The organism is Marinomonas primoryensis (assembly GCF_013372285.1).
Classification (GTDB): domain Bacteria; phylum Pseudomonadota; class Gammaproteobacteria; order Pseudomonadales; family Marinomonadaceae; genus Marinomonas; species Marinomonas primoryensis.
Genome location: NZ_CP054301.1, coordinates 3,358,314 through 3,384,296 on the forward strand (window position 1 = coordinate 3,358,314; position 25,983 = coordinate 3,384,296).

Annotated in this window: 21 protein-coding genes; 10 read left to right on the top strand and 11 right to left on the bottom strand. The window is 41.1% G+C overall.

Annotated elements, in window-relative coordinates:
* Nucleotides 1-2 precede the first annotated feature (2 nt).
* From MP3633_RS15640 to MP3633_RS15675, 8 genes are read right to left on the bottom strand one after another with little or no spacing between them, the layout of a single operon-like run.
* Nucleotides 3-959, bottom strand: a complete 957-nt coding sequence (locus tag MP3633_RS15640; protein ID WP_176336220.1) for an NAD(P)H-dependent flavin oxidoreductase — start codon at nucleotides 957-959, stop codon at nucleotides 3-5.
* 19 nt (nucleotides 960-978) lie between these two features.
* On the bottom strand, nucleotides 979-1,761 hold the full coding sequence (locus MP3633_RS15645; RefSeq protein ID WP_176336221.1) for an SDR family NAD(P)-dependent oxidoreductase: 783 nt from the start codon (nucleotides 1,759-1,761) through the stop codon (nucleotides 979-981).
* A 10-nt stretch (nucleotides 1,762-1,771) separates the two neighbouring features.
* A complete protein-coding gene (locus MP3633_RS15650; protein ID WP_176336222.1) occupies nucleotides 1,772-2,311 on the bottom strand; it encodes a 3-phenylpropionate/cinnamic acid dioxygenase subunit beta in 540 nt (179 codons plus the stop codon).
* Between the two features lie 2 nt (nucleotides 2,312-2,313).
* Nucleotides 2,314-3,693 carry an aromatic ring-hydroxylating oxygenase subunit alpha gene (locus MP3633_RS15655; protein WP_176336223.1) on the bottom strand — a complete coding sequence of 460 codons (1,380 nt, stop codon included), beginning with the start codon at nucleotides 3,691-3,693 and terminating at the stop codon, nucleotides 2,314-2,316.
* 10 nt (nucleotides 3,694-3,703) lie between these two features.
* A complete protein-coding gene (locus MP3633_RS15660; RefSeq protein ID WP_176336224.1) occupies nucleotides 3,704-4,051 on the bottom strand; it encodes a non-heme iron oxygenase ferredoxin subunit in 348 nt (115 codons plus the stop codon).
* Nucleotides 4,052-4,055: 4 nt separating this feature from the next.
* The gene (locus MP3633_RS15665; RefSeq protein WP_176336225.1) at nucleotides 4,056-4,910 is read right to left on the bottom strand and encodes a DODA-type extradiol aromatic ring-opening family dioxygenase; all 855 of its coding nucleotides are present in this window, start codon (nucleotides 4,908-4,910) and stop codon (nucleotides 4,056-4,058) included.
* Between the two features lie 4 nt (nucleotides 4,911-4,914).
* A complete protein-coding gene (locus tag MP3633_RS15670) occupies nucleotides 4,915-5,199 on the bottom strand; it encodes an extradiol ring-cleavage dioxygenase (RefSeq protein ID WP_176336226.1) in 285 nt (94 codons plus the stop codon).
* A gap of 28 nt (nucleotides 5,200-5,227) precedes the next feature.
* Nucleotides 5,228-6,043 (bottom strand): alpha/beta fold hydrolase, encoded by an 816-nt coding sequence (locus MP3633_RS15675; RefSeq protein ID WP_176336227.1) that lies wholly within the window; start codon nucleotides 6,041-6,043, stop codon nucleotides 5,228-5,230.
* Nucleotides 6,044-6,382: 339 nt separating this feature from the next.
* Here MP3633_RS15675 and MP3633_RS15680 point away from each other — a divergent pair, with 339 nt between their 5' ends.
* Entirely contained in the window at nucleotides 6,383-7,330 is a 948-nt protein-coding gene (locus MP3633_RS15680) for a helix-turn-helix transcriptional regulator (protein WP_176336228.1), read from the top strand.
* Nucleotides 7,331-7,396: 66 nt separating this feature from the next.
* Here MP3633_RS15680 and MP3633_RS15685 read toward each other — a convergent pair whose 3' ends face one another.
* The 3 genes from MP3633_RS15685 to MP3633_RS15695 all read right to left on the bottom strand — a co-directional run bounded on the left by MP3633_RS15685 (nucleotide 7,397) and on the right by MP3633_RS15695 (nucleotide 14,167).
* Nucleotides 7,397-10,603 carry a tyrosine-type recombinase/integrase gene (locus MP3633_RS15685; protein ID WP_176336229.1) on the bottom strand — a complete coding sequence of 1,069 codons (3,207 nt, stop codon included), beginning with the start codon at nucleotides 10,601-10,603 and terminating at the stop codon, nucleotides 7,397-7,399.
* Entirely contained in the window at nucleotides 10,596-13,109 is a 2,514-nt protein-coding gene (locus tag MP3633_RS15690; protein WP_176336230.1) for a site-specific integrase, read from the bottom strand. The genes MP3633_RS15685 and MP3633_RS15690 overlap by 8 nt, the downstream gene beginning before the upstream one ends.
* Before the next feature lie 62 nt (nucleotides 13,110-13,171).
* A complete protein-coding gene (locus MP3633_RS15695; RefSeq protein ID WP_176336231.1) occupies nucleotides 13,172-14,167 on the bottom strand; it encodes a hypothetical protein in 996 nt (331 codons plus the stop codon).
* Between the two features lie 469 nt (nucleotides 14,168-14,636).
* Here MP3633_RS15695 and MP3633_RS15700 point away from each other — a divergent pair, with 469 nt between their 5' ends.
* Genes MP3633_RS15700 through MP3633_RS15740 form a run of 9 tightly spaced genes read left to right on the top strand, consistent with a single transcriptional unit; the run spans nucleotide 14,637 to nucleotide 25,913 of the window.
* On the top strand, nucleotides 14,637-15,233 hold the full coding sequence (locus MP3633_RS15700; protein WP_176336232.1) for a restriction endonuclease subunit S: 597 nt from the start codon (nucleotides 14,637-14,639) through the stop codon (nucleotides 15,231-15,233).
* A gap of 13 nt (nucleotides 15,234-15,246) precedes the next feature.
* On the top strand, nucleotides 15,247-16,764 hold the full coding sequence (locus MP3633_RS15705) for a type I restriction-modification system subunit M (protein WP_176336233.1): 1,518 nt from the start codon (nucleotides 15,247-15,249) through the stop codon (nucleotides 16,762-16,764).
* The gene (locus MP3633_RS15710) at nucleotides 16,754-17,200 is read left to right on the top strand and encodes a restriction endonuclease subunit S domain-containing protein (RefSeq protein ID WP_176336234.1); all 447 of its coding nucleotides are present in this window, start codon (nucleotides 16,754-16,756) and stop codon (nucleotides 17,198-17,200) included. The genes MP3633_RS15705 and MP3633_RS15710 overlap by 11 nt, the downstream gene beginning before the upstream one ends.
* 58 nt (nucleotides 17,201-17,258) lie before the next feature.
* The gene (locus MP3633_RS15715; protein WP_176336235.1) at nucleotides 17,259-18,533 is read left to right on the top strand and encodes an SIR2 family protein; all 1,275 of its coding nucleotides are present in this window, start codon (nucleotides 17,259-17,261) and stop codon (nucleotides 18,531-18,533) included.
* A complete protein-coding gene (locus MP3633_RS15720; protein ID WP_176336236.1) occupies nucleotides 18,530-20,509 on the top strand; it encodes an ATP-binding protein in 1,980 nt (659 codons plus the stop codon). The genes MP3633_RS15715 and MP3633_RS15720 overlap by 4 nt, the downstream gene beginning before the upstream one ends.
* The gene (locus MP3633_RS15725) at nucleotides 20,509-21,396 is read left to right on the top strand and encodes a GIY-YIG nuclease family protein (RefSeq protein ID WP_176336237.1); all 888 of its coding nucleotides are present in this window, start codon (nucleotides 20,509-20,511) and stop codon (nucleotides 21,394-21,396) included. The genes MP3633_RS15720 and MP3633_RS15725 overlap by 1 nt, the downstream gene beginning before the upstream one ends.
* Nucleotides 21,397-21,420: 24 nt before the next feature.
* Nucleotides 21,421-22,419, top strand: coding sequence for a RhuM family protein (gene rhuM / locus MP3633_RS15730; protein WP_176336238.1), 999 nt, complete (start codon nucleotides 21,421-21,423; stop codon nucleotides 22,417-22,419).
* A 1-nt stretch (nucleotide 22,420) separates the two neighbouring features.
* Nucleotides 22,421-22,591, top strand: a complete 171-nt coding sequence (locus MP3633_RS15735; protein WP_176336239.1) for a hypothetical protein — start codon at nucleotides 22,421-22,423, stop codon at nucleotides 22,589-22,591.
* Nucleotide 22,592: 1 nt separating this feature from the next.
* The gene (locus tag MP3633_RS15740; RefSeq protein ID WP_176336240.1) at nucleotides 22,593-25,913 is read left to right on the top strand and encodes a type I restriction endonuclease subunit R; all 3,321 of its coding nucleotides are present in this window, start codon (nucleotides 22,593-22,595) and stop codon (nucleotides 25,911-25,913) included.
* Nucleotides 25,914-25,983: the final 70 nt, after the last annotated feature.

Here is a 25,983-nt window from a genome sequence, read left to right on the forward strand (position 1 = left end):
CCTCAGACAGCCTTAGCAAGTTGAGTTAGCAGGGTGTTTGCATTGCTTATCGCAGAGTTGAACTCTTCAACCATACTATCGACTATCTCTGCCGTGGTTTCTTTACTGCGGATTCGACCAACGCCATGGCCTGCAGACCAGACATCTTTCCAAGCTTTGTTTGCAGTAGAAATGTTGCCAGAGAAATCAATAGCTGCTGGGTTGTCGACACTTGGATCAATGTCAGCTTTTTCCAAACTTTGGCGCATCCAGTTAGCTTTAACACCACTAACGGCTTTTGTTTCAATGACATCGCCCATTTGAGCTTCTACCAACATGTCTCTATAGGCATCGGATACCAAGCTTTCTTGAGCACCAATAAAGCGAGTACCGGATAGAGCAAAATCGGCTCCGGCTATTAACATAGCAAGCAAATCATTTCCCGTTGAAATACAGCCAGCGATACCCAACGGACCATCCCAAAACTGACGAACTTCGGCAATAAACGCCAACGGGTTATAAGTCCCAGTATGCCCACCTGCACCATTGGTTACTAAAATGAGCGCATCGACTCCGGCATCAACGGCTTTTTTAGCCATGGCTGGGGTAATGACATCAGCAATCACTTTGCCGCCATATGATTTGACTGCTCCCATAACTCGCGTAGGAGACCCAAGAGCGGTCGAAACAATGGCGGGCTGATAGCGTTTGACCAATTCAATTTCGGCATCAAAGCGATCATAGGTTTTATGCACGATCATATTGAACAGCCAAGGTAGATTGTCGCTATTGAGCGCTTGATGAATCTGAGCCATCCATTGGTCAAGATCTTCAATGGTTCTAGCATTGGCCGCGGGTAAACTGCCGACTACGCCACTTTTAGAGGAGGCAATGGCCAATTCTGGTGAAGATACCAAAAACATAGGTGCCACAATTAATGGCAGCTTTAAACAGTTAGATGAGGTGTCAAATAAGTTCATAGTCGTTTCCGTTTTATTTTTATTTTACGGCCCAACCACCATCACTATGGATGATGTTGCCAGTGGTAAGAGGCGATAACTCGTTGCTAGCTAGAACGAGGTAAAGGTGGGCGTGATCTTTTGGTGACGCGATACGATTAAGCGGTACTGCATTTGCCGCGTTTTCTCGAAATCCCTTGATGCTATTGAGCGGTTGGGCACGATCTGACACACCAGATACTGACGCCATCGCTGTATCTGTTGCGCCAGGAGATACACCATTAACTCGTATTTCCGGCGCTAATTCGTGCCCGAGTTGCTTAATAATACCGACTACAGCATGTTTACTTGCCACATATAAAACACCACCACCACCCGCGTAGAAGCCAGAATTTGATACGGTTAGTACAACTGAGCCGCTGGTCTTTTTTAATTCTGGAGCGGTTGCTTTTACGCCGTTGATATAACCCAAAACATTGACATGAAAAAGCTTATCAAAGGTTTCGGATAGGCTGTCTCCATCGAGTTTGTGCAAAGGCGTAAAATAATCAAACAACGCCGCATTTCCAATAAAAGAATCTATTTTTCCGAAATGCTCTACAGTGGCCGTGACCATACGTTGATTATCGGCAAACGACGCGACATCACCTTGTAAGGTGAGAATGTCTTCAGATATCTCTGAGCGTAATGCTGCAAGTTTGTCTGCATTTATGTCCATCACCGCAACGTTTGCACCTTGTTCGAACATGTATTCGACGACACCACGACCGATGCCATCGGCTCCACCTGTTATCAACACTACTTTGGATTGCATTAGCTTCATGTCTAGCACTCTAAATAAATGTATTAATGTTTTTGCAAGTGAGCGTTGCGTTCGGCATTAGAATCAGTCGTTTCTTAAGCTTTAATGAGCCCTCTACTTTTAGCCAAGTGTCGTAGCGACGACCGCTAAAAATATACTCTTCATCGAGTCCGCGTGAGCGAATGCTTTGAAAAGTGGAATACACAATGTATTCACCTTCGTTTTCACCAAGAAATACTTCTACACCAGCAACAATATGAACATTTCGCGTCCCAGGGTTTTCTGCCCAAGCAGATGGTTGATTAAAGCGGGCGACACGGCGCTTAAGGTCGCGCATGGTGTCATCAAAAAACGCCATGTGTTGGCTGTCAAAAAAACCATGTTCTAAAGGATTTTCACGGCGACGATTTTCCATCCCTGGCATCCAATAATGGATTTCAGGGTGAAGAAGGCTCAACCAATCCTCGAACCTTTCTTCATCAAGAAGTCGATACTCTTTCGACAAAACCATACTTACATGATGAAATTCTTCCGCAGACACAGGGGTAAGATCTTCACTTTTATAAAACATTGTTAAGCTCCCTTCGTTCCTGTTTTATCTGCATTTACGCCAGCTTCAGTCCGGCCATGATTTCGATTAGGCATGACAGCCCAATTTGGTGATTTCAGTAGATCTCCCCAATATTGGTAAAAAGCACGTGAATTAGCTTCGTTTAGTTGTCCAAAATAGACATTTGCGGGCAAATCGGTTTCTTCCAGACAGGAGTTTTGACCTAAGCCGACAAATAGATCTTGTTGAGACGTGACTCGGCCACGTGCGGTTTTAGTGCAATACTCCCAATTTTCCCCGTCGTCCATTTCAAAAACGCCAGTTGGCGAAAAGGTCATCATGGCACCTTTACGCCATTTTTCTTTGACGTCATCTGGTGCGCTCTTATTAACAACAACCCAAGTGAATAACTCTATTTTGTTGGGGCCTCTGGGTTGCCAAATTCGCACCGTATTTTGGCCAGGCAAAAATGAAAAATTAGGAAAAATAGTACAAGAGGAAACGGAGCCAATCATGTTCGACCGGAAATCGCCTAAACGCTCTGCGACAGACGGTTTTATGGTGTGCAAATATTTATTCAGTGCGCTTTCGCCAAGGACAGCGACATTGCCGACTGTGTCCAAAGCAAATTCATAGCCATGCCCACTCCAGTTAACGGAATAAGATTCTTCGAAGTCACTGACCTTAGATACAGCGCCACCCAGCATAGCGCGAGCGGCTGAGTCATGAGTCCAGCCTGCGTGCAATATATCGCCAACAAAGTTCTCGGCTGCAATTTTCCAATTACAATCCATGGTCGAACGAATGCAACCACCAACAAATTCAGTGCCGCCCTCTTGATTGTCGAATAAAGCGTCTAAGTACCAAGTCATTGGCCCTAAATATTCGGCTAAAGACGGTGCGCCAGCATCGAAGGTCGCGAAGATTAAACCTTTATAAGAATCGATTTGAGCGACCTCTCTTAATCCCCATTTTGACGCATCGAAGTTGCTACTCTCGTAAATACCTGATTCATGTTGACCAATTAGATTTCCTTCAATATTGAAAGACCAACCGTGGTAGTTACAGATAAAGCCCCGAGCATTCCCCGATTCAGAAAAACATACTTTATTTCCGCGGTGTGGGCAGGCATTAATAAACGCCTTATGGGAATCATCTTTTTGGCGTACCACAATGACATCGTCTTCGCCCATTGTGGTGGTAATATAGTCACCAGCTTTTTTAAATTGCGATTCATGCCCGACAAACAACCAGCATCGCGCAAATATTTTTTCGAGCTCCTGATCGTAAATATCCTGACGATGGAAAATTTCTCCAGATATACGCGCATTAGGAATATCGCAAAAATCGTCGATATCGGGCAATGAGTCAGTAATGTCGATTGTTTTTATTTTGTTAGCCATATGCAACCTCTTAGCCTTTCGCTATCAAATTCGGATCTATAACCTTATCAACAATCAAGGCGAACACGTCATCCCCTTCCTGCTCAATAGGGTAAGTGTGTATGTTGATTTCGCAGGGGAAACCACGGGCTTCGCCTGTCGGAATATGAAATGTGCCCCAATGCACAGGACAAACGATTAGATCATCTTCAATATCACCTTCAGCCAGCGACGCGGTGGCATGACTGCACAAATCTGCAGTGGCATAAAATTGACCACCTAAGTTGTACACAGCGATATCACCATGCTCGGCATTATCAATTTTACGAACCGTGTTATCCGGTACATCAGAGACGTTACAAAGAAATAGTCGTGTCATAATTTCAACTCTTTGTTGGGTTCTTTTTCAGTTCTACGAAGCCCAATCCAGTTACCCATTCTGGGACAGGTTGATATTCGATTAATTCGCTAGAATCTGCTTCAACCGCCGCCATTGCGCAGACAAAATTGCGTAATTCCATGGCCCCATTACCGCCTTCTGATAGAATTCTTTCGTCACTTAGCGCCATGATGGATGCTTCATCCAGTGACAGGCAGTACGCTAAAATTTCGCGATCGAAGTCTTCATTTACTGTGCCGGATTCTTTAGTGCCAACCCAATGGCTAATTCCACCGCTACCAATCACCGCAATACGTTCATCACCTTTAAATGCCTTTACTGCTTTGGCAATTGCTTGTCCTAGTTGTTGGCTGCGTTGCATGCTCAAAAACGGATCAACTGCGCTGGCAAGGTAAACAGGAATCGCTTTGATCTCCTTGCCTTTAATTTCTGATGCGCGTTGCACTATTTTTTGAAATGGAATAGAAAATGAATGATCTGTAGTGAAGGAACGTGCCACAGCCCAATCGAATCCATCTGCATGCCCATGGGTGGCAATGTGGGTTGCAAGAGCCTCGTCATTTGGTATGAGCTGTCGCTTAAGTCCAGGCATTTGATCAAGAGGGCCATCTAGATCGCCCGTCGCGATACAGTATTGTGGTAAGCATGTTGTACCAAATAGCATGTAGTGGTCATTGCCTATAATAATGACGGTATCAACATCCAAATCGGCCAAATGAACAGCACAGGTTTCATAAGCCCCCCATGCTTTATCCGCGATGTCTTTAGCGGGTGCATCTGGTGCAACAAACATGATTGGGTCATGAGGGACTAAAAATCCACTTACTATTGTCGCCATTGTCTTATCCTTTTATTGATGCAGAGTGAACGCCGTTAGATCCCAGCTTTTGGTTATAAGTCTGCATGGAATTGTCCGGTGACATTTCGACCCAATACCCCATCGTCAACATTGGATTAACACCCATTTCTTGCAGTGCTTTCACATCAAATGTGAGTATTTTTTCGATGTCTGATTTGTCTAATGCAAATCGAGACAGAAATTTATTTGGATCTTCTTTGTATTTTACTTTAGAAAAACGATCGACAGACAAACTCCAAAGTACTCGTTCTATTACGTCCCGTTTCATCACTATGCTCCTTGTACGTTCTACTTAATCAGTCTATAAATGCATTGACTGTGTTAAGGAATTTTTGCCGTTGCTCAGTCTGAACCCAGTGACCACATTGGCCAAAAATAAACAGATCAGCATTGGGAATATACTCAACAAGACGCAGCCCACACTCAAGCGGCACCACACGGTCTTCACGACCATGTAAAACCAAGGTCGGAGCTGTAATTTTCTGCAAGGCGCCCACTGGGAAGCCTTTGACCAAAGTCTCTCCCTCATCATTTGGCTTGGGCAGCAATTTGCGAAGGGCTTCTTGCGAACCGGCGCGCGCACTGGCCTCGTAACGTGATGTGACTAACTCATCGGTAATTAACGCTTTGTTGTAGGGGAACAATTCCATCAGCGCACGCATATTGCTTTCTGACGGTTCATAACGCCATGCTCCTGCCAAACCGGCCGTTTGCATAAATGTTCCGGCTGGAGTGCCTAGTAAGATCAATTTTTTCAATCTGTCTGGCGCAAATAAAGCCAGACCGATACCCACAGCACCGCCAAAAGAATTACCGATCAACGAAGCTTGCTTGATGCCGACGGCATCCATAAATTCAACTAAATGGTTAACCCAAAACTTGATGTCGTATTCCGTACCCTCTCTGAACTCGGTAAAACCAAAACCAGCAATATCAGGCACAAACACATGGTAGCTTTCGCCAAGCTCGTCCAATACACCATTCCAGTTCGTCCAACCCGACACACCCGGACCAGAGCCGTGTAACAACAATAAAGGTTCACCATCACCACATTCAAAATAAGCAGTTTTGTGATTGGAAGCCAAAACAAACTTACGATCTAATTCTTTCATAACACCCCCTAAACATACATAAGTGTATGTAATAAATATTGTAGGATACAGTTGTGTTTGTCAAATTAAATTTTCAAAGCCAATTAAACTATATTTAAATTATTGAATTGTAAGGTTTTTTTAAAATAAATCTTGTGCGGCGGGGAAGGTTATATATTTTCTTTAGTTTGACAATTCACATATGAATGTAAATAATACTTTTTTCTATGATAAATCAAGCTATAAACTATTGTGATACTTCTATTGTTTTTAATTGATCTAATAATATTTAGAGCTCTATGAATATAAAACGATTAAGTAGCTAATTTATAAAAATAATTAATATCGGTGCACCATAATATGACGTTTAATTTCTTAACCTATGACTCGCAAATCATGGGAGCTCAAACGAAAATAATGACAAAATTTTTCTCTGAAAATCAACTTGTTGACTATCAATTTGTAGAAAGCACTTCCAGCAACATGTTCACACTTTTGCACTTCAAAACATTTGGAGAGCTTTCTTTTGTTGAATATCAAAGCGATACTTCTGAAAAAATAAACACATTCACAACAACAAATGCCTATTGCTTGCAAATCGTCCTTAATGGAAAGAGTATCGAAGAGGGCTCTAAAGGGCGGATTTTAACTACAGGAGACAGTATTTTTATAATGCCAAGCAGTCGTTTTATATCAAAAGATTCAGTAAATTGTAGAAAGCTAATAGTTCATATTCCAGCTGATTTTTTACTCCGAACCGCGCGTGAGTTTGGCTTTTTTTTATCACCTGATACGACACTATTGGATGCGGGAGTCAAACCATTTCCCATGACTGGACCATTATTCAACCTGATTAATGATATGTTGCAGCAAAACCCCACTCAACTTGGTGAACGTGCAATGGTTTATTACGGCAAACTATTAAACAGCGCTATTTTGACGATGTTCAAAAAACCAAACTCGCTTTCTAATCATCCGATGCACAGGTATATTCAATGTATACACGACTATATACTGAGTCACATTACAAGCGATATTCCAATCGATGAACTGGCTTCTTTGTGTCAAATTAGCCGAAAATCACTTTATAATTTGTTAGAACGCGAGATGGGCTTAACACCAACTTTATACATTCGTCGTTTAAAATTAGAAAAAGCGCATTCAGATCTGAAAAGTAATATTCATGTGCGAAATGTAACCCAAGTCGCTTTGAAATATGGATTTACTAATTTAGGGCGTTTTTCAGCACATTATCGGGAACAAATTGGTGAGTTACCATCACAAACTCTTCGGGCAAGTTGCCGTTAATGTAGCTGGGGAGACAAAGAATAGAGTTAAAAAAACACTCAGTGGACTTCCCAGGCTTTACTTTTACTAAACAACAGTCACTTCCAACACATACATCATTGCAAAGGTATATCTAAGCCCTTCAATCGACTTGCCAGTCTTAGAATTAACCAGGTTAATACCCAGCCAACCAAACTCCCCTGCTTTGGCATCACTGTTAGCTAAAGCTGTATTGAAAACCAACTTCTTCGACAGCTTTAGGCCCATTCGCCAATGAGGAATACAGACTCTTTTCACATTGCTGTCAGATTGCTTTTTACCATGTAGTAAAGTAAACGATATTGAAACATCATCACTTGTCAGCGAGTTCAATGCATCAATGACTGGTTCGGCAGAAACAATATCAGTAAACCTGAATAGGTAGTTTCGTTTTTGAGTATGTTTTGCAAATGCCTTAAGAAGAAGCTGAAGCTTATCAGGGTCTTTTTCCGCTATCGTTTCAAGGTCAACTACAACCTTAATGTAAGCATCTTGATCGATGTTGATGTTTCTTGGCTTTGCAGGCAATGGTAAGGTTTCGTTTTGATGATTTTCTAAATTGATTCTTCTTGAAGAGTTTTTCACAATGCCAGAAGTAATCTTAGGCTCATCTAGGCCGAGTAGAGATAGAAGGTTTCTTTCCCACTTTTGAATATCTAGTACGTTTACTCCAGATTGCTCTGATAGTGCATAATACTGCTTTTGCTCATCAGCTTTTGCCGTTGAGTTTTGAATCAGTTTGAACAGTACCTTTCGACAGTCATCTATTTTCTTTACGGTATCATTAGTGACAATATTGAGCTTGAAGCGTGGAATAGCCGTTGAAAAAACCATTGAGAGTGGTTGATTCAACAAACTCTTATATTGTTTATAAAGGCTATAGCGATACGCACCTGCACCATCATGTAACCAACGATAAACAGTAGTTAAAGAGTGCCCTGACGCGTCCGACAGCATTTCTTTCGTTGGCATTATTCGTTTTTCAATCGCAGAGCGAGCAACGTAATCCATGCAATGAATGTAATGCTCCAATGTCGTCTCTGGCGACGCATGCCCCATCAGCATCGACAACGTATAAAGGTGTTTTCTAGTTGGGGCTTGGCTGGCATATAAATATTGTTTAAAAGCAATATTATCAGCCAACCAACTATGAGTTTCTGGATGATGTTCAAAGATGGGCAGCTGACAAGATTCATCTTTCAACAGCTTCAATAATGTCAGTGTCGCAAAAGAATGTCGTAAATTATGATATCTAAGAGACTCATCCTCACACACAGTTCGCATCACACTATGAATAACGGGAAACACCAAATCGGGATTTATACAGTTATCCCCTTTTGATAAGCATGAAAAAAGGAAGGGCGAGCCACTTTCCTCACTAGCAAGCTCCCTACGCCTCTTGCTAAGCCAATTTTTAAATAGTAACAATTCGTCGTGGCTTAGAAAATGTCTCAGCTCAAAATAGCGCTTAGCATTATTTGTTTTAAGCCTGCGGTATTGATGAGGCCTGACAATAAGGTAGCAATTTTCATCGCCTTGGATGTCCTCCACTCTCAGTTTTAGACCTTCACTTTGCCTTAATCCACAGCGATAACCAAGAATGAACATCAATCTGATGATGACATTCATGTCTGGAGACAAGTCAAGCTCGTCAATGCCCTTCAATGTCTCTAAAACATTTAGGTATTCGTCAACAAGTAGTATATTTGCATCAACAGGCAGCGGTGAGTTCTGGATACCAAACACTTCTCGCGAATCAATAGCATCAACATAGTGGTGGTTTTCTAAATATTTTTGGAACCGATCCAACATACTGGCCAATTTTCTTTTTAAACCCATCGATGAAATTGTACTCAGCAACTCTTCATATAATCCTTCCAAGTCTTCTGCTGAATACAAAGTCATATCATCTTTCTGCACTAAACCGGAGAGTCGAGAACCGATAGAGCGCATCATGAAGCTGATACGCTTTGGTTTCAGGTTTGTAAAATCGATACTGCCCACTGTCGCTAAGTGTATCCCCCACATCAGTACCAGTTTTTGAACCGGCTCCAATTTAGTATTACCTTTGAGTAAAGCAGAAATATCATGCTCCAAGCTTTCCTTGCTATCAGACTGTTTGAGGTTTTTTTCAACCCATGTCCAGCTTGCAGCCTGATCATCTTCCTCTTGCTCAGATGTATTGTTCATCAGCAGCGTTTCGTTACTGAATGATAAATATTGATCACTAGGAGCCCAAGTCGACTTAACAGCTAAATCATCATTCCCAGAGCTATCGTCTAAAACGCAATAGCCCGCCAAGCGATTAAGAGCGCTCGGTTTTAATGAATGACTAATAAACTCTCGCTGACAATATCGCACGACAAAAGCAGGTACGAATTGCTCATAATGAACAGACACAACATTAAGAAGTGTCGAAAGATTCACTTTATTAATAGTAAGGGATTTTTTGACATTCGTAGGCAGGTTGGAGAAAACCGCTTGGATAAGAGAAGTGATTTTTTTTCTCATCTCTCGCTTTTGACCTGTTTTTATTTCAATTTCCGTTAATTGATTTTTGAGCAAGAGCGTTTCTGTCAGTATATCTGGATACCATAAGCGACTTTCAGAATAAAAATACTTACACGATGTCAGGTCTAAGGGCCAGATTTTCTGACCACTAATGGTAAAAGGTCGCTTAGATGAATTAATCAACAAGCCATACAAGCCTTCCACTGACAGAAGGCCGCCGTATAAAACTGACGACAGTAGTATTTGCCCTCTCTTCACGTCATTTGTGCAGTTTGGCTGCTTTAAAGACTCAGATAAAGCGCTAACAACATCTTTGTACAAAGCGACATATCGATTAAATCGAATAGGTGTCAGACGCCCAGCTTCTCGATGCATTTTTTGCGTTAAGGCAGGGAGAGAAACGTCGCTATCTAACTCGCCACTTTTTTTCAAGTATACAACAAGTGCTCTTAGCACCTTTGAGGACCTAATAATCCCTTCAACATCAAGATTACAGGTGTTAATAAATCGATTGAAAAGTTTGTTAGAGTTAAGTTTTTTACGTTTTTTAAAGCGACTGTATCCATTAATAATGGCTCTTGAATCCGTACTTTCATCTTCAGCAAGCCAAGTCATAAAGTACTCAAAATAATGTTTTTCGGCGTCATCTATTTCTAATTCAAACTTTTTAAATATCGACCATCGCTCTTCAGTTATTTCAGCTCTCCACGAAAGATCAGACTTAACAACTTGTTCTTCAGACATCAGCAAGCCCTCGCTCAATCGTAAAATTCAATGCTGTGAGCAGCTCATCAATATGCGGTGCTACCATTTCAATAAGCTCAAAAGGTGAGCATGTTGAAAACTTCCCCCAAGGTTCCTGCCCTATCCCCCAGTGTCCCATAAATGCATTAATTAACTCACCACTCACCCCTTTCTCCATCAAATAGGTACGAATGAACCGGCGGTTAGTGTTCATTGGCAGATTTAAAAAAAGCGCCTGAAGGGAAAAGCTTATGCTTGGTTTGATTTCAGTGGGATTAACATGTTTATCGAGATAGAAATAGTCTGGTATGTCTATTAATAAATTGTCGTTAATAGCAGAAAAGTATGTTGTTTTTTTAAGTTGCTCGACGTGCTCTTGATAAGCTTCTAACTGTCGACAAACGAGCTGGGGCAATATACACAGTCGAGAGTTATAAAAATCATCTCCGTCTTTATCAGAAATGACAACAGTTTTCGTATTAGGATCAAAGGCTGTTACACAGGACAACGGTGAACAAATAGCACGCACACCCGTTCCATAAGCAAACATCTGAACGGTGTAATACGTCATCATGTTATGAGTATCCAAGATATCACCAGATTTGTTTGCGGATCTGATAGCGTTTTTAGTGTACTGCACCATATCGATAATGCTATCAAACGTCGGGCATAGCTGTGAAACAGACGATGTGCTTATTGCAGGCAATTTGTCTGCTTCTGGCTTAATAGAGCTGGGCAAAGGGATATCACGGCAGAGCTTATCCCAGACCTTACATCTAACAGATTCAAGATAATGAGGTGAAGGCGCACTGTAGTGCAAAAGCGTTTTTCCGAGCGGAAGATACTGACCAGTCGATAAGATCGTGGCCGCAACATCACCTGTTTGATGAGTTATGTGTGCGGGTAAAAAATTTGCAATTTTATGCTCATTTAATCGATTACCATTAGGCAACAAGTGCAGTAATTCGTTCAGTATAAGTCGGTACTCACGTAGCTTTTTTTGAAAAATCCTCCCAGTTTCTTTGCTATCTAGATGTTCTTGGTACTGTGCTTTTAAAAAATCTGCTAGACCAAACTCATCAGGAATTTTGATATACGACTCAACAACCCTGCACTGAGCCAAAAGGTCGTGAGTAAGCCGCTTTTTTCGCTGAACGCTTGCGACTTTAATAAACCAAATTCGTTTTCCGCTAGACAAGACAGAGGTTATCTTCGCCTTTGATGATGAATGATCAATAGACCACCTTGTACCATGTGCAACATCTCTCAGAGAACAGCCGGTGTACAGCATTAATAAAGCCATTGGCGCTGCATAAGAAACCAAGTCACTATGAGATACAGGGGCATTCATAACATCTAGACAAAGCTTAACAAGTTGAGCAATCTCCACGCTGGTGGCGTTAGAAAACTGACCAATCAAATTCTGATTTGATTGGATGATTTTGGGAATTTGTCGCTTCGAAAAAATGTTGTTACAGCTGGGAGTAGGGTCATCAACACTAATAATCTCGTCATAATCGCCCTGCTCATCATCTTCTAAATCTGCATATTTAGCCTCTTCTTCAGGCATCAAGGTTGGAGCGTTTTTTATCTTGATGCTGGTAACAGGGATGGTATTTAAACCGTGCCCATACGCCACTTTTTCAACAACACCGTTATCATCAATAAGAATAGACTCACTAACAATGCCAGAATTGTATCGGCAGTAGCCGCCATGCCAGCTAGAGGCTTTTCTGTTATAGGGCTTGGCCTTACCGCGTTTTTTTTCTCCATGGGCACTTTTACGCTGAAACTGAAAACTTCTCCATTTTGAAATTAATGGGCTCATCGTTTGGCGATACAATGGGCGTTCTTCAGTGGCCGAATCATCACGTGCTGATATAATATCTTCGCACCATTCGTACACATTAATATCATCACTAAAAAATTCTAACGTATCATCGTCTACATTATTATCTGACCAGTTCCGAATAAAAAAACCTGCGGCCGATGCCGAACTTTGATTTTTTTTCAACCGCTTTTCTTGATCTTTCATATACACCGAAAAAGTATCGGGCGAATGACTTAATGACGAATAAGCAGCGAGCAAAATGATCTGTAGCCCATGAAAATGACTTGTATACCCATCATCTTCGAGAGAATTCATCAACATAGAATAAATAGGATATCGTCCCCATTGGCTCATCATAGGATGCTGTTCTTCATCGACTACGTTCGGTCTTTCATGCCACATAAAAGCACCTACTTGTTCCAACAAAGCTATATGACTTGCCATAAAACCAGCGAAATTACTTAACTCTGACAGCCCTCTACCAAATTCCTTCTCAAGCAACGAAAGGTCGTCGCATTCATCCAGCAAACTTTCGATTGCATCACTAATATTTTCAACACAAAGATCAATGGCGCGTAAATGATGCGGGATATGACATTTATTACAATAATGAAGTACAAATAGGCGGGATTTCTTTGCAGACAAATTAGCAATGGTCAATTTTTGCTTTTTCATCTCTTTAAGAAAGTGATGTAAGCAAGAGCCTTGAAACTCGACAGTGGGTGAACGATGAGTACTCAACGGCCGCCCTCCTGTATTGTTCTGGTATCTAACCCGAAAAGCGTGGCAAACTGTTTGCTACTACAAGAAGCAAGAAAAGACTGCTTGTACAAAGGGTCGAACGAAGGCCGCAGCGTGTCAAAAGTTTGTTGAAGCAAGTACTTTTTTGTGCTGAATATAATCGGAAGGCCCAACGATTCCATCATATTTAATCGATGAAGTGCTTTGCCCATTTTTCCTTTGTACCAGCGAACAGGTACTGTTTGCTTTTTATCTAAAATACTAACAGCATATAAATAAGACTGAATCCCCGCCACACAGTAGAGCTTACCATCGTCCTGTACCAATATAATGGGAAACAGTGTTAAGTAATCTAACACCTCATTCCGCGTTAATGGCAACGACTCTCGCCCCATAGCTGAATTGCGCAGCAAAAACTGCTTTACTTTAGGGTGAATGCCATCAATGTTGGATAAAGCGATATCGCACAGTTGATCAGGTGTGGGATTATCTGAACGAGTGTCGGCAAAATCATCAACTTGCACCTTTGACTGCTTATACTCGCTGGCCCTCGGCACAGTGAAAGGCACATTAATTACACTTCCATTATCATTACAGGACTGAGAAGCATGAAATGCAAAATCAGACACGCCACTCACATCCCACAGTGGCAACTTGAGCAAATTTGGCCACTGCTCACCAACGTTTAGAGGTAACGTTTGTGTGCAAAAAGGCATGCTGTTGCTTGCAATAACGCTTTCAAGGCAACTACCATCTGGACACTTTTCTGTATTCGACTGCATAAAAGTCAATTGAATGAGATGAACCCGCTGCTCTCTGCTATCACGCTCATACTGGATAGAAGTCGTTGCTTTATCATACTCAACACGAGATCCCGACTTGAGTAACAACGAGCCAAAAGCTTCCATTTGGTTAATGAAAAGCCCGTAGCCTTTTTCTTTAAAATGAAGATACACGAACCCTTTCGAGACTTCCGTTGACCTTATATCCATACCTTTTTCCCAATAAAGAATGTTACGCGCTCGCAAATAAGCAAACGCCGTCAACAAAGCACCGCTTGAAAAGTACGGCTATATTGGTAAAGTACAGACTCTCACCTCCGACTTTAGACCAGTAGCACTTTTAAGCTGGCTTTCGTTGTTTAGATGCGGAATCGTTTACTAGACGATTAGGCTCTATGAACCGATGGCATCTCTGATGCCATCGGCTTTCTCTTCTCATTTACTTCCCATTTAGCACCTCACTTATTGAAATCGAAATTCAATATAGCAAAGCTAGATCATATACTCCATCACAATACTGCATTTAAAAAAAAACACTCCATTTCAATACTGTAAAAAAATAATATTAAATATATCTTAAAGAAAAATAATTTTTGCATCATAGAAATAATGCAATTTTAAATTGACGACCTAAAATGAATTCTGCAAACTATGCTCAACATTTAAACAGGCCAAAGCAATGACAACGACTCTTGGAAAATATGTAAGCATAGGTTCTGGTTACCCGTTTAGAGGGCGGATAGAGCCAAGTCGCGAAGGAGATGCGCTGGTAGTACAAATTAGAAATATTGATGCGGATGGTGAGATTCTGGCAAACGAACTTACTCTGACAAAATTACCAGGGAAGAAATCACCTGATTGGCTTTTAGCCAATGACATTTTATTCATAGCGAAAGGGACAAAAAACACGGCGACTTTAGTGAAGAATCTGCCTGAAAATACAATTTGCTCCCCTCACTTTTTTCGCTTAAGAGTTAAGCCTCAGCACAATGCTGACGCTCTAGCAGAATTCATTTGTTGGCAGTTAAACCAAGAACCAGCGCAGCGCTATTTCAAGGTATCAGCTGAGGGTAGCCTACAAGTCAGTATTAGAAAAAAGGTATTGGAAGAAACGCCATTTACTTTACCTGACTTCGAAACACAGATAAAAATCGTCAATTTACATCGATGCGCGATGAAAGAAATCAAAACCTATAATCAGCTTATAAAGAACAGACAACTGGAAATGACAGCGATCGCATCAGAACTACTAAACCGTTTGACTAAAAATGCATAAGGAATCACATATCATGACAACCAACCAAATCAATCAGGACGATATCAACAAGGCTGTCTGGAATGCATGCGACACTTTTCGTGGTGTTATTAGTGCCGATACTTACAAAGACTTCATCCTCACCATGCTTTTTTTGAAGTACATCTCTGATGTATACAAAGACGATTACAACAAGCTGACAGAGCAGTATGGTGATAACCCAGAATTAATTAATGCCATGATGTCAAAACAGCGCTTTGTGTTACCAGAAGGAGCCAGTTTTTGGGATTTATACGAAAAACGTTTTGAGGCCGGCAATGGTGAACGTATTGATAAAGCCCTACATGCGTTAGAAGAAGCCAACGGCAGTAAACTTAAAAACGTATTCCAAGACATCAGCTTTAATACTGACCGTTTAGGCCAAGAAAAACAAAAGAACGATTTGCTTCGGCATTTATTAGAGGACTTTGGTAAACAAATGTTAGATTTAAGCCCAAAACGCGTGGGTGACCTAGACATCATAGGTAATGCCTATGAGTACCTTATCAAGCGCTTTGCCGCAGGCAGTGGCGCAACCGCAGGCGAATACTATACCCCTCCAGAGGTTTCAACCTTACTAGCTACCGTTTTAGAGCCCGTTGAAGGCGATCAGATCTGCGACCCATGTACTGGCAGTGGTTCATTACTTTTAAAGTGTGGCGCCATGGTGCGTAAAAATTCAGGTTCAAAAAAGTACGCTTTATTTGGACAAGAAGCCATTGGCTCAACATGGGCACTGGCGAAAATGAACATGTTCCTTCATGGTGAAGACAACCACCGCATTGAATGGGGTGACACCATTCGTCACCCACAGTTATTAGATAAGGACAGTACAGGCTTATTACATTTTGATGTGGTAACAGCCAACCCGCCATTTTCGTTAGATAAGTGGGGCCATGACGATGCGGAAAACGACCCTTATGGCCGCTTTCGTCGTGGCGTACCTCCAAAAACCAAAGGCGATTACGCCTTTATCAGCCACATGATTGAGACATTAAAGCCAGAGACAGGTCGTATGGGCGTAGTTGTGCCACATGGCGTGTTATTTCGTGCATCAACGGAAGGAAAAATTCGTCAAAAACTGATTGAAGAAAACCTGCTAGATACTGTGATTGGTTTGCCTGAAAAACTGTTTTTCGGCACAGGTATTCCGGCGGCTATCTTAATATTCAAAAAGCACAAAACCGATAACAACGTCTTATTTATTGATGCTAGCCGAGAGTTCAAGTCGGGCAAGAATCAAAACCAATTAACTCCTGATAATATCCAAAAAATTATAGACACCTACAAAGCGCGTAAAACAACGGATAAGTATTCCTACCTTACGAGCTTTGATGAAATCAAAGAAAACGACTTTAACCTCAACATTCCTCGCTATGTCGATACCTTTGAAGAAGAAGCGAAGATTGATTTAGTGGCAGTCCGCACTGAGCGTGTGCAACTGAAAAATGAACTGCAAACCCTTGAAACTGAAATGGAAGGCTACTTGAAGGAGTTGGGGTATGGTGCCTAACGGGTGGAGTTTAGGTTTTTTTTCTGATGGAATTGAGTTGATTTCTGGACAGCATGTTGAAGTAAAGTTTGTAAACTCACTTGGAAATGGTAAGCCATACTTAACAAGTCCTGCAGATTTTTCGCACGATAATATAAATGTTACTAAATTTACTGAACAAGCTAAAAAGGAATGCCTTGCAGGTGACTTACTGATTACAGTCAAAGGCTCAGGAACAGGTAAAGTAATTGAAGCTGATGATTCATACGCTATCAGTCGTCAACTTATGGCCGTAAGAGCAACATCTTTCGACCCTAAGTTTTGTTTCTATAATTTAGTTGCAAGCATCAAGAGATATGAAGGAGCGGCAGCTGGTCTAATACCAGATCAAGAAATCGAGCTATTAGAGCTATTAGAGCAACAACTCTCAGACTTAAAACAAGAAAAAAAACGCTAATGCAGTAGTTGTTAACAGGTAAGCGCAGAGTCAAATTAAACTAAAAGGAGTTAGTATCATGAGTGAAGATAAGAAATTAGCGAAAGATCACCTGATATTTAAACAAGGTCTGGAAAGCTTATTTGGCGAACAAGAGAGCCTTGATGAAGGCATTGAAAAAATAAGGACTAAGCTTTCAGATCTTACCAACATTAAAAATCTTCACTTTTTGCTGGGAGCAGGCGCGAGCTCAGATGCCATACCAGCAATGGGGCCACTAATAGAAAAAGTAACAGCACGAGTCGAAGACGCAGAAACGTCCAATCAATTAGCTGCTCACCCGGACAAGCTACAACACAGTGAGTTAAAGAGACAATTTGACTTAGTCAAAGATGTTTCCCCTAACAACCTTGAAAATATTCTTGGTACATTATATTCAAAACGTGAGTACTTAAAAGGCATTGGTCAAACAGACAGTCTCAATGATTTCCTTATCGAATTGATTGAGTCTCAGATTTATTCAGCCATCAACATCGACTGTAACTCTACTCAGGCTAAACTCTCTCTTAGCTTGTATAAAAAGCTTTATCAAAAGTTAGCCCTGAGGAATAAGGATCTCGCAAGGGTAAATATATTCACTACTAACAATGATCTACTTAGTGAGACCGCTTTGGGCTTCCTCAATATCAACTACAACAATGGTTTTAGCAGTGGCCTTGCTCGCACGTTTAACCCCGCACGTTTCTCGTACACATTCTCCAGAAAAGTTGATCCTAGTGTTGAAAAATATGAACCACTAGAAAACATGGTTTATCTATACAAACTGCACGGCTCAATCAGTTGGGTTGAATCCGATGACAATTCTTTTTTCAATATTAAAGAAGTCGATGTCATCCCAAACATGCACGCACAAGATAAGAACGTGCTTATCTATCCAACTCCGCTGAAGCAAAATAAGAGCTTGGGGTCGCCCTATGCCGATCTTATCAGGGAATTTCAAAATAAACTGTTACTTCAGCACGGAGTGCTAATAGTCATTGGTTATAGCTTTAGTGACGAGCATATCAACAATGCTATTTATGCTGCTTTGGCATCTAATTCAACACTGAGCGTGATCATTTTCGGTAACTATCATCCATCTGAAAACCTTACAAGGTTAACTGATAGACGAATATATCAAATATCTGGTGAAGTTGAACTTTCTCCTGACGACGGTACAAGCACTAAAAAAGAAAAAATTCATTACTTTAACTACATCGTGAATAACTTTATCCCTGATTTAGACCGCAATAAGGAAAGTGAAGTACTTGAAGAATTTATAAAATCAATCAAGTCGCTTAAGGATAAAAAATGAAAATAGGGAAAATTACATCCGTAAATTTTAATCAGTTTCGGGTAAAGATCTCTTCAGAAATCAGAGGCAACTCGGTGAATGTAGCTGGAGTACTTTACTACTTCGGTAACATTGGTAGTTATTTAAAAACAACCAACTCCGTAGGAGAACAACTCATCTGTGAGGTTGTGTCTATTTTCGACAGTGACATGAGATTAGATTCTGCGGCTTACGATATTGATAGCAACAGAGAATTACTGTTAAAGCCTGTTGGAACAATTACGAGAACGGGGAAGTTTAATCTGGGTGTGGGTATATTCCCGGGTATCTACAGTGAAGTTGCCATTGTGACTTTTGAAGATATGGAACTGATCCTTCAAACCAGCAAAGATAAAGGATTAAGCGAAAACATCCATCAGAGTTTTCACCTTGGCGAAAGTAAAAACTTAATCAACTACCCCATAGATATCTCAATAAATTCATTCTTTAACATTCACTCTGCTGTACTGGGAAATTCTGGTAGTGGCAAGTCAAATACTATTGCCCACATTATTCAAGAAATACATAAAAAAAAGAATAACTCAGCTATTGGCTCTCGTATTTTAATTTTCGATGTTAATGGTGAGTACAAGAACGCTTTTACAGGCCATGATAAGTGCCCCAATTTGAAAGTTAGATTACTTAAACCCAATATCACAGGTGCAGAGGACGGTTTTGAACCGTTTTACCTTCCTCACTTCCTCATGAACATTGATGAGTGGAGTGCATTCTTAATGGCAACAGATGCTACCCAACGCCCTTTCTGGGACAAGGTGCTACAAGAGAGCTACAAGTTTTACATGATTTCTACCCGTGGAGGGGAAGAAAGACAGAGATTTATTAATTACCTGCGATTTAAAGTATGTAATTTAGTTAATATGCTGTTAGGCCAAGGTGATACTGACACCGCAATCGTTACCGCTGCCAAAAATGTTATTTATGGGATTTCAGAACTCATTGAGCTTGATGAGCATCTAAAACAAGCTTGTGTAGATGAAGGGATGCATGATGATTTACACAAACTGTATAACAACTGTGCGGTAGCTTATGGAAACAACAATGATAAGTTAAAACAAGCTGTTGATGCCGTTCGGGAAAAAATTGATTATGGTAATGTTCAGGAAGTAATTTCTCTACGTGCTAACTCAGAGCAATATTTTGATTATCGATTCTTGAAACAGGCTGCCAATTTAACGCTGCTGGAAGAAGATGCTAGAGGTAATAGAAGAGTTAGAGAGTATACCTCTACTATGATGACGAGGTTAGATTTTTTCTTAGATAATCAAGACTGTGATTTCATGAGAAATCGTCCTGCTGGCACAACCAATATTGATCAATATTTGGAATGGTTATGGCAGACTAACTTAGATGTACCTGCGCAAACCAATATGGTGATCATTGATACTAGTGAATTATCTAAAGACGCATTGGAAACGTTAACGTCAGTAACCTCAAGGCTCAATTTTTCATCACGAAAAAAGCTAAATGGCTCGGCAAGACGAGAAAAACCTATACATCTAGTGCTTGATGAGGCGCACCGATACATCAAAAAGGACTCAAAATACCTTCTTCGAGAAAATATCTTTGAACAGATAGCTCGTGAAGGCAGGAAGTATGCCCTGTATTTATTAATATCATCTCAACGTCCTTCAGAATTATCTGAAACTGTTTTATCCCAATGCTCTAACTTCATAGTCCACCGAATACAAAATGAAGTAGATATGAAGTACGTCTATGCCATTCTTCCTTATTTTTCAGATGACTTTGCGAATAAGATCAAGCAATCGGTGCCGGGAGAAGCTCTTATATTTGGGAACTGTGTTTCGATGCCTTTACATATTCGTGTAAAGCAAGCACACCCTGAACCTAACAGTGAAAACTGTAAAGTTCATAAGGAGTGGTTTAAACCATTCCCTCCTTTACCACCTGAAGCACCTGTATTAAGAAGAGAAGAGTAATGCACAACAATAAGCGACCTCGCACCATTCAAATTTTTCTCCCCACTGGCGACCCAGCGGGTATTCGCACTGCAGAGCAGACCACCTCGATTATTCGCTTAATTGAAGTGCCACGTAGTGATATAGCTGAGTTTGTAAAAATGCCGGAATCTAAGCAAGTTGGGTTGTACTTTTTAGTCTCAGGCGATAATAAAGACGAGCTGTATATTGGCCAGTCTGGTGATGTCGGCAGCCGATTGATGCAGCACTATAAAGATGAGAAAAAAGATTGGGAGCGAGCGCTGGTGTTGGTGTCGCTTACCAATAATTTAACGCAAACCCATGTGCTGTATTTGGAATCTCTATCGATAGAAAAAGCCAGACAGTGCCAACGTTATGAACTGCTCAATGGTAATGGTGGGCAAAAGCCTTACACGCCAATTCCGCTTAAAGCCGATTGTGATGAAATTCATGAAATTGGCAGCTTATTGTTAGCAACCCTTGGCTACCCCATTTTTGAACCACTCACCGAGCTGTCTACTACCAAAACCGAACAAGTGTTCTCTTGCAGCCGCACAGGGGTTGATGCCAAAGGCATATACACCAACGAAGGCATGGTGGTATTAAAAGATTCATTCGCCCCTATGATCACCAAGCGCAAAACTGAACAACGATTTTATGATAAACGCGACCAACTATTAGCCAAAGGAGTAATTGCACAACAAGGCGATCGCTTTGTATTTCAGCGTGACTATTTGTTCCCCACCCCCAGTGGTGCCTCAATGTTTTTATTATTAGCCAGTTCTAATGGTTGGGTTGACTGGAAAACAGAGCAAGGCGTGACATTACATGAATATCAAGGTCGCACAATTGAGTCAGCCAGTGCGCAGGTAAGTAGCGTAAGCTAGCCAGAAAAAGGAGTATGAAAACCCATGACAAACGAACTCATTCTTTACACGACTGATGATGGACAGTCACAGTTTGTGCTACGTACGCTTGACGGTAATGTGTGGCTCACACAACTTGAAATAGCGCAGCTATATCAAACCAGCAAGCAGAATATTAGCAAGCATGTAAAAAGTGTATTAGCAGAGAATGAGCTGGCTGAGGCAGCAGTTGTCAACTCTAAGTTGACAACTGCTGCTGATGGTAAAGAGTACCTTACTCAGTTATATGCGCTGCCGATGATCATCGCCATCGGCTATCGTGTGCGCTCTACTCGCGGCACGCAATTCCGACAATGGGCAACCCGAACCCTAGGTGAGTACCTGACCAAAGGGTTCGCCATGGACGACGAACGACTCAAAGATCCCAAATGGGATTATTTTGATGAGTTGCTTGAACGTATCCGCGACATACGTTCGTCAGAAAAGCGCTTTTATCAAAAAATTCGAGATTTGCTAACCCTGTCCGAAGATTATCGTATCAATGAAGAGGACACAGGTTTGTTGTTCGCAGAAGTACAAAACAAACTCTTTTATGCCACTACAGGATACACCGCGGCTGAATTAATTGTGGCGCGCGCCAACCCTGATTTACCGAATATGAATCTCACCAGTTTTGCCGGTAATCGAGTACGCAAAGCGGATATCATTATTGCAAAAAACTACCTTCAAGAAAATGAACTTGAACAACTAAATCGCCTTGTAAATATGTTCCTAGAATTCGCCGAGTTTAGAGCCAAAAATAAACAGCAGTTGACCTTTGAAGATTGGCGGAAATATGTAGACAATTTTATGGTTTTCAACGAGCAACCTTTATTAAAAAATGCAGGTGGTATTAGCCGTTCTAGAATGGAAGAAATCACCGCTAGACATTATGAAAAATTTGATCAAAATCGCAAAATAGCCGAAGTAAAAGCGGAAGATGAATCAGAAATTGAAGCATTAGAAGTACTACAAAAACGACTTCAGAAAAAAGAAACGAAATAAGATGAGTCGATTTTTATTTTTTATTGACGGCATCATCAATTCCTACGAAAATGACAGCAACATGACCGTCACGCTTAGTACTCTTTTATCTCAGATCAAAAGAGTAACGCGCAACCTTGGCGGTTTTTTTATGCCTGCCGTTCACCAATTAGATAATAAAAAAAGCACTTAATATGGAAGTAACTTCTCAAAAATCCATCAATTACACGGAAGAATTCAGTGCGAAAATTCCTGCGCTGTCTTTACTCACAAATTTGGGCTACACCTTTATCCCACCGAGTGAATGCGAAGCACTGCGTGGCAACACTCTAGTAAGCGATAAGAAAAGCACCCATCAGGTTGTGCTGTTACCTGTAATGCGGGCTTTTTTAGCTAAGCAGACCTTTTCGTTTGCAGGTAAAGAGCATACTTTATCGCTTGCAACGATTGATAAGGTGATGCATGAGCTTAATCCTGCCATGAACTTAGGGTTAAAGGCGGCTAACGAGAAAATTTATAATGCATTGATGTATGGCGTGAGCGTTACTGAATTCATAGACGGTAAAAAAACCTCCCCCACTATTAAGCTGATTGATTGGCATAATATTGAAAACAATCAGTTTCATTTTACCGAAGAGCTTGTTGTTCAAAATGCCGAAGGCACGGGGAATCGCATCCCTGATATTGTGTGTTTTGTTAATGGCTTGCCATTAGTCGTGATTGAGGCGAAACGCCCAGACTCGAATAAAGAAGGCAAATCGACCAATACAGAAGCAATTTCTCAACACATTCGTAATCAAGGTCAAGCTGAAATTCCTCATTTGTATGCCTACAGCCAATTGCTATTAACGGTAAATGGTCATGACGGCTTATACGCCACATGTGGCACCCCAGAAAAATTCTGGGCGAAGTGGAAGGAAGAACTAATTCCAGAAGCCGAGTTCGTCAGGCTTAAAAACCATAAATTAAGCGATGAACAGCTAACCTCACTATTTAGTCATCGCCCTGTAAAGGTAAAAGATGATTACCTTTCCCTTGTTGCTGCGGGTGACTTAACGGTTACTGACCAAGATAGGCTCATTTTAAGCTTACTGAGCCCTGAGCGCCTGTTAGATATGACTCGCTTGTTTACTTTGTTTGATAAAAAAGTGGGCAAGATAGTGGGTCGATATCAGCAAGTGTTTGGCATCAAGGCACTAATAGAGCGTATTAATACTTTTGATGATTCAGGCGCACGAGAAGGCGGTGTTATTTGGCACACAACGGTGAGTGGTAAGTCGTTTACTATGGTGTTTTTATCCAAAGCGCTAATTTGGCTTGAAGAGCTAGCACAATGCCGCGTGATCATTGTCACTGACCGAGTGGACTTAGAAAACCAACTAAGCAGTACCTTTGCATCTGGCGGTGTATTAACCGACCGTGATAAAAAAGATTCCATGGCGACTACGGGTAAGCGTTTAGCCGAGCAAATAGGTAAAGGAAATGAGCGAGTTATTTTCTCGATTATTAATAAGTTTGGCTCGGCTATAAAACACAAAGACTGTTACAACGACAGCCCCAATATAATTGTGTTAGTGGATGAAGGCCATCGTAGCCAAAACGGTGAGAATAATATCCGTATGCAGCAGACGCTGCCTAAAGCGGCCTATATTGCCTTTACGGGCACGCCTTTGTTAAAAGATGACAAAACCGAAAACAAGTTCGGCAAGATCATTCACTCTTACACTATGCAGCAAGCGGTTGAAGATAAAACCGTTACGCCACTGTTGTATGAAGAGCGTATTCCTGAATTAAACGTTAACGAAAAAGCCATTGATGCATGGTTTGAGCGCAGCACCAGCAAACTGAGCGACAAACAAAAAACAGATCTGAAGCGAAAGTTTTCACAAAAAGGTCAAATTTATCAAACCGAAGGTCGTATTGATCTAATTGCATATGATATCGCCGATCACTTCCAAAACTTTAAACAACAAGGCTTAAAAGGCCAATTGGCATGCGACTCAAAAGCCTCTGCCATTCGCTACAAAAAAGCACTCGATAAAATTGGTACGGTTACATCGGTTGTTGCTATGTCGGCGCCTGATACCCGCGAGGGGCATGAGGCGGTAGATCAAGAAAGCAAAGACATTGTTCAAAACTGGTGGGAAGCAAACGTTAACGAAATAGACGAGAAAGCCTACACCAAAGCCATTATTGAAGACTTTAGCAGAGACGATGGTCCTGACATCATGATCGTGGTTGATAAGCTTCTAATGGGGTTTGATGAACCGAAGAACACCGTGTTGTATATCGACAAGCCTCTCCGAGAACATAATCTTATTCAAGCTATTGCTCGTGTAAACCGCTTGCATAGTAAAAAACTTTTTGGTTACTTAATTGACTACCGAGGCATACTCAAAGAGCTTGATACCACCATTGAGAAGTACCAAGACCTTGCCGAGCGTACCCAAGGCGGCTTTGATATAGATGACCTGAAAGGTTTGTACAACCGCATGGATACGGAATACAAAAAACTTCCGGGATTACACAGTGATTTGTGGGCGATATTTGACGGCGTTATAAACAAGCAAGATGGCCCAGCGTTGCGCCAAACATTAGCGCCAAAAGTGCAAGAGGTTAACGGTAGACTAACGGATACCAATCTTAGAAAGCGTGATGATTTTTATTCTACTCTTACTACATTCTCAAACTGCATGAAAGTAGCCCTGCAATCGGCGACGTACTTCAAAGATAAGTCATACGATGGCTCCTCAACATCTGGTAACCCACGTGACTTATATAAACGTGACTTAAAAGCTTTTGTCGATTTACGTAAACAAGTACGTGAAGATGCAGACGATACCATCAATTATGACGAGTACGCCGAAGACATTAGAAGCTTGCTTGATAAGCACATCGCTGGCATTGAAGTAAAAGAGCCGGATGGTGCGTATTTGATTGGCAACTTAGGAAAAGACGTAAAGCCGCAGGATATTAGCGATGACGAGGCTCGTAACCAAACGGATAAGATTACTGGGCGAATTACAAAAATGATTACGCAAGACTTAAAAGATGATCCTTATGCCCAAGAGTATTTTTCTAAAATGCTTAAAAAGACGATTGAAGATGCTAGAGCCATGTTTGATGCACCAGTTAAACAATACATTCTCTTTGCTGACTTTGAACAGGAAGTGAAAGATCGCAAAGTGGCTGATATTCCCAAGGATTTTGTTGATGATGCTGGCAAGTTAAATAAACATGCACAAGCTTATTTTGGTTTGTACAAACATCTATTTGATGCTGAATTCTTAACTGAGAAGGCACTGGATAATAAAAAGCTAGTCATACTTGCCTTCAATATTGATACTGTAGTGAAAGATGCGGTTGCTGAGTATTCCATTAACCCAGCAGAAATTGATAATGCTATTCACATGAAACTGTTGCCTATGTTGTTTGGTGATCTTGGCCTTAATAACGCTCAAAAGTTGATTGAGGAAGTGTTAAAGATAACCCGTTTGGGCATAGCAAGAGATTAATTCAAGTGACTCAAAAAACAGTTTCAAACGCTATTTGCCCAAAAGAAAACGAAGCGACAACCAATGATCG

Coding starts and splice junctions, on each gene's coding strand:
- MP3633_RS15640 (WP_176336220.1), bottom strand. CDS start 959: ATGAACTTATTTGACACCTCATCTAACTGTTTAAAGCTGCCATTAATT.
- MP3633_RS15645 (WP_176336221.1), bottom strand. CDS start 1,761: ATGAAGCTAATGCAATCCAAAGTAGTGTTGATAACAGGTGGAGCCGAT.
- MP3633_RS15650 (WP_176336222.1), bottom strand. CDS start 2,311: ATGTTTTATAAAAGTGAAGATCTTACCCCTGTGTCTGCGGAAGAATTT.
- MP3633_RS15655 (WP_176336223.1), bottom strand. CDS start 3,693: ATGGCTAACAAAATAAAAACAATCGACATTACTGACTCATTGCCCGAT.
- MP3633_RS15660 (WP_176336224.1), bottom strand. CDS start 4,051: ATGACACGACTATTTCTTTGTAACGTCTCTGATGTACCGGATAACACG.
- MP3633_RS15665 (WP_176336225.1), bottom strand. CDS start 4,910: ATGGCGACAATAGTAAGTGGATTTTTAGTCCCTCATGACCCAATCATG.
- MP3633_RS15670 (WP_176336226.1), bottom strand. CDS start 5,199: ATGAAACGGGACGTAATAGAACGAGTACTTTGGAGTTTGTCTGTCGAT.
- MP3633_RS15675 (WP_176336227.1), bottom strand. CDS start 6,043: ATGAAAGAATTAGATCGTAAGTTTGTTTTGGCTTCCAATCACAAAACT.
- MP3633_RS15680 (WP_176336228.1), top strand. CDS start 6,383: ATGACGTTTAATTTCTTAACCTATGACTCGCAAATCATGGGAGCTCAA.
- MP3633_RS15685 (WP_176336229.1), bottom strand. CDS start 10,603: ATGTCTGAAGAACAAGTTGTTAAGTCTGATCTTTCGTGGAGAGCTGAA.
- MP3633_RS15690 (WP_176336230.1), bottom strand. CDS start 13,109: ATGAAAAAGCAAAAATTGACCATTGCTAATTTGTCTGCAAAGAAATCC.
- MP3633_RS15695 (WP_176336231.1), bottom strand. CDS start 14,167: ATGGATATAAGGTCAACGGAAGTCTCGAAAGGGTTCGTGTATCTTCAT.
- MP3633_RS15700 (WP_176336232.1), top strand. CDS start 14,637: ATGACAACGACTCTTGGAAAATATGTAAGCATAGGTTCTGGTTACCCG.
- MP3633_RS15705 (WP_176336233.1), top strand. CDS start 15,247: ATGACAACCAACCAAATCAATCAGGACGATATCAACAAGGCTGTCTGG.
- MP3633_RS15710 (WP_176336234.1), top strand. CDS start 16,754: ATGGTGCCTAACGGGTGGAGTTTAGGTTTTTTTTCTGATGGAATTGAG.
- MP3633_RS15715 (WP_176336235.1), top strand. CDS start 17,259: ATGAGTGAAGATAAGAAATTAGCGAAAGATCACCTGATATTTAAACAA.
- MP3633_RS15720 (WP_176336236.1), top strand. CDS start 18,530: ATGAAAATAGGGAAAATTACATCCGTAAATTTTAATCAGTTTCGGGTA.
- MP3633_RS15725 (WP_176336237.1), top strand. CDS start 20,509: ATGCACAACAATAAGCGACCTCGCACCATTCAAATTTTTCTCCCCACT.
- rhuM (WP_176336238.1), top strand. CDS start 21,421: ATGACAAACGAACTCATTCTTTACACGACTGATGATGGACAGTCACAG.
- MP3633_RS15735 (WP_176336239.1), top strand. CDS start 22,421: ATGAGTCGATTTTTATTTTTTATTGACGGCATCATCAATTCCTACGAA.
- MP3633_RS15740 (WP_176336240.1), top strand. CDS start 22,593: ATGGAAGTAACTTCTCAAAAATCCATCAATTACACGGAAGAATTCAGT.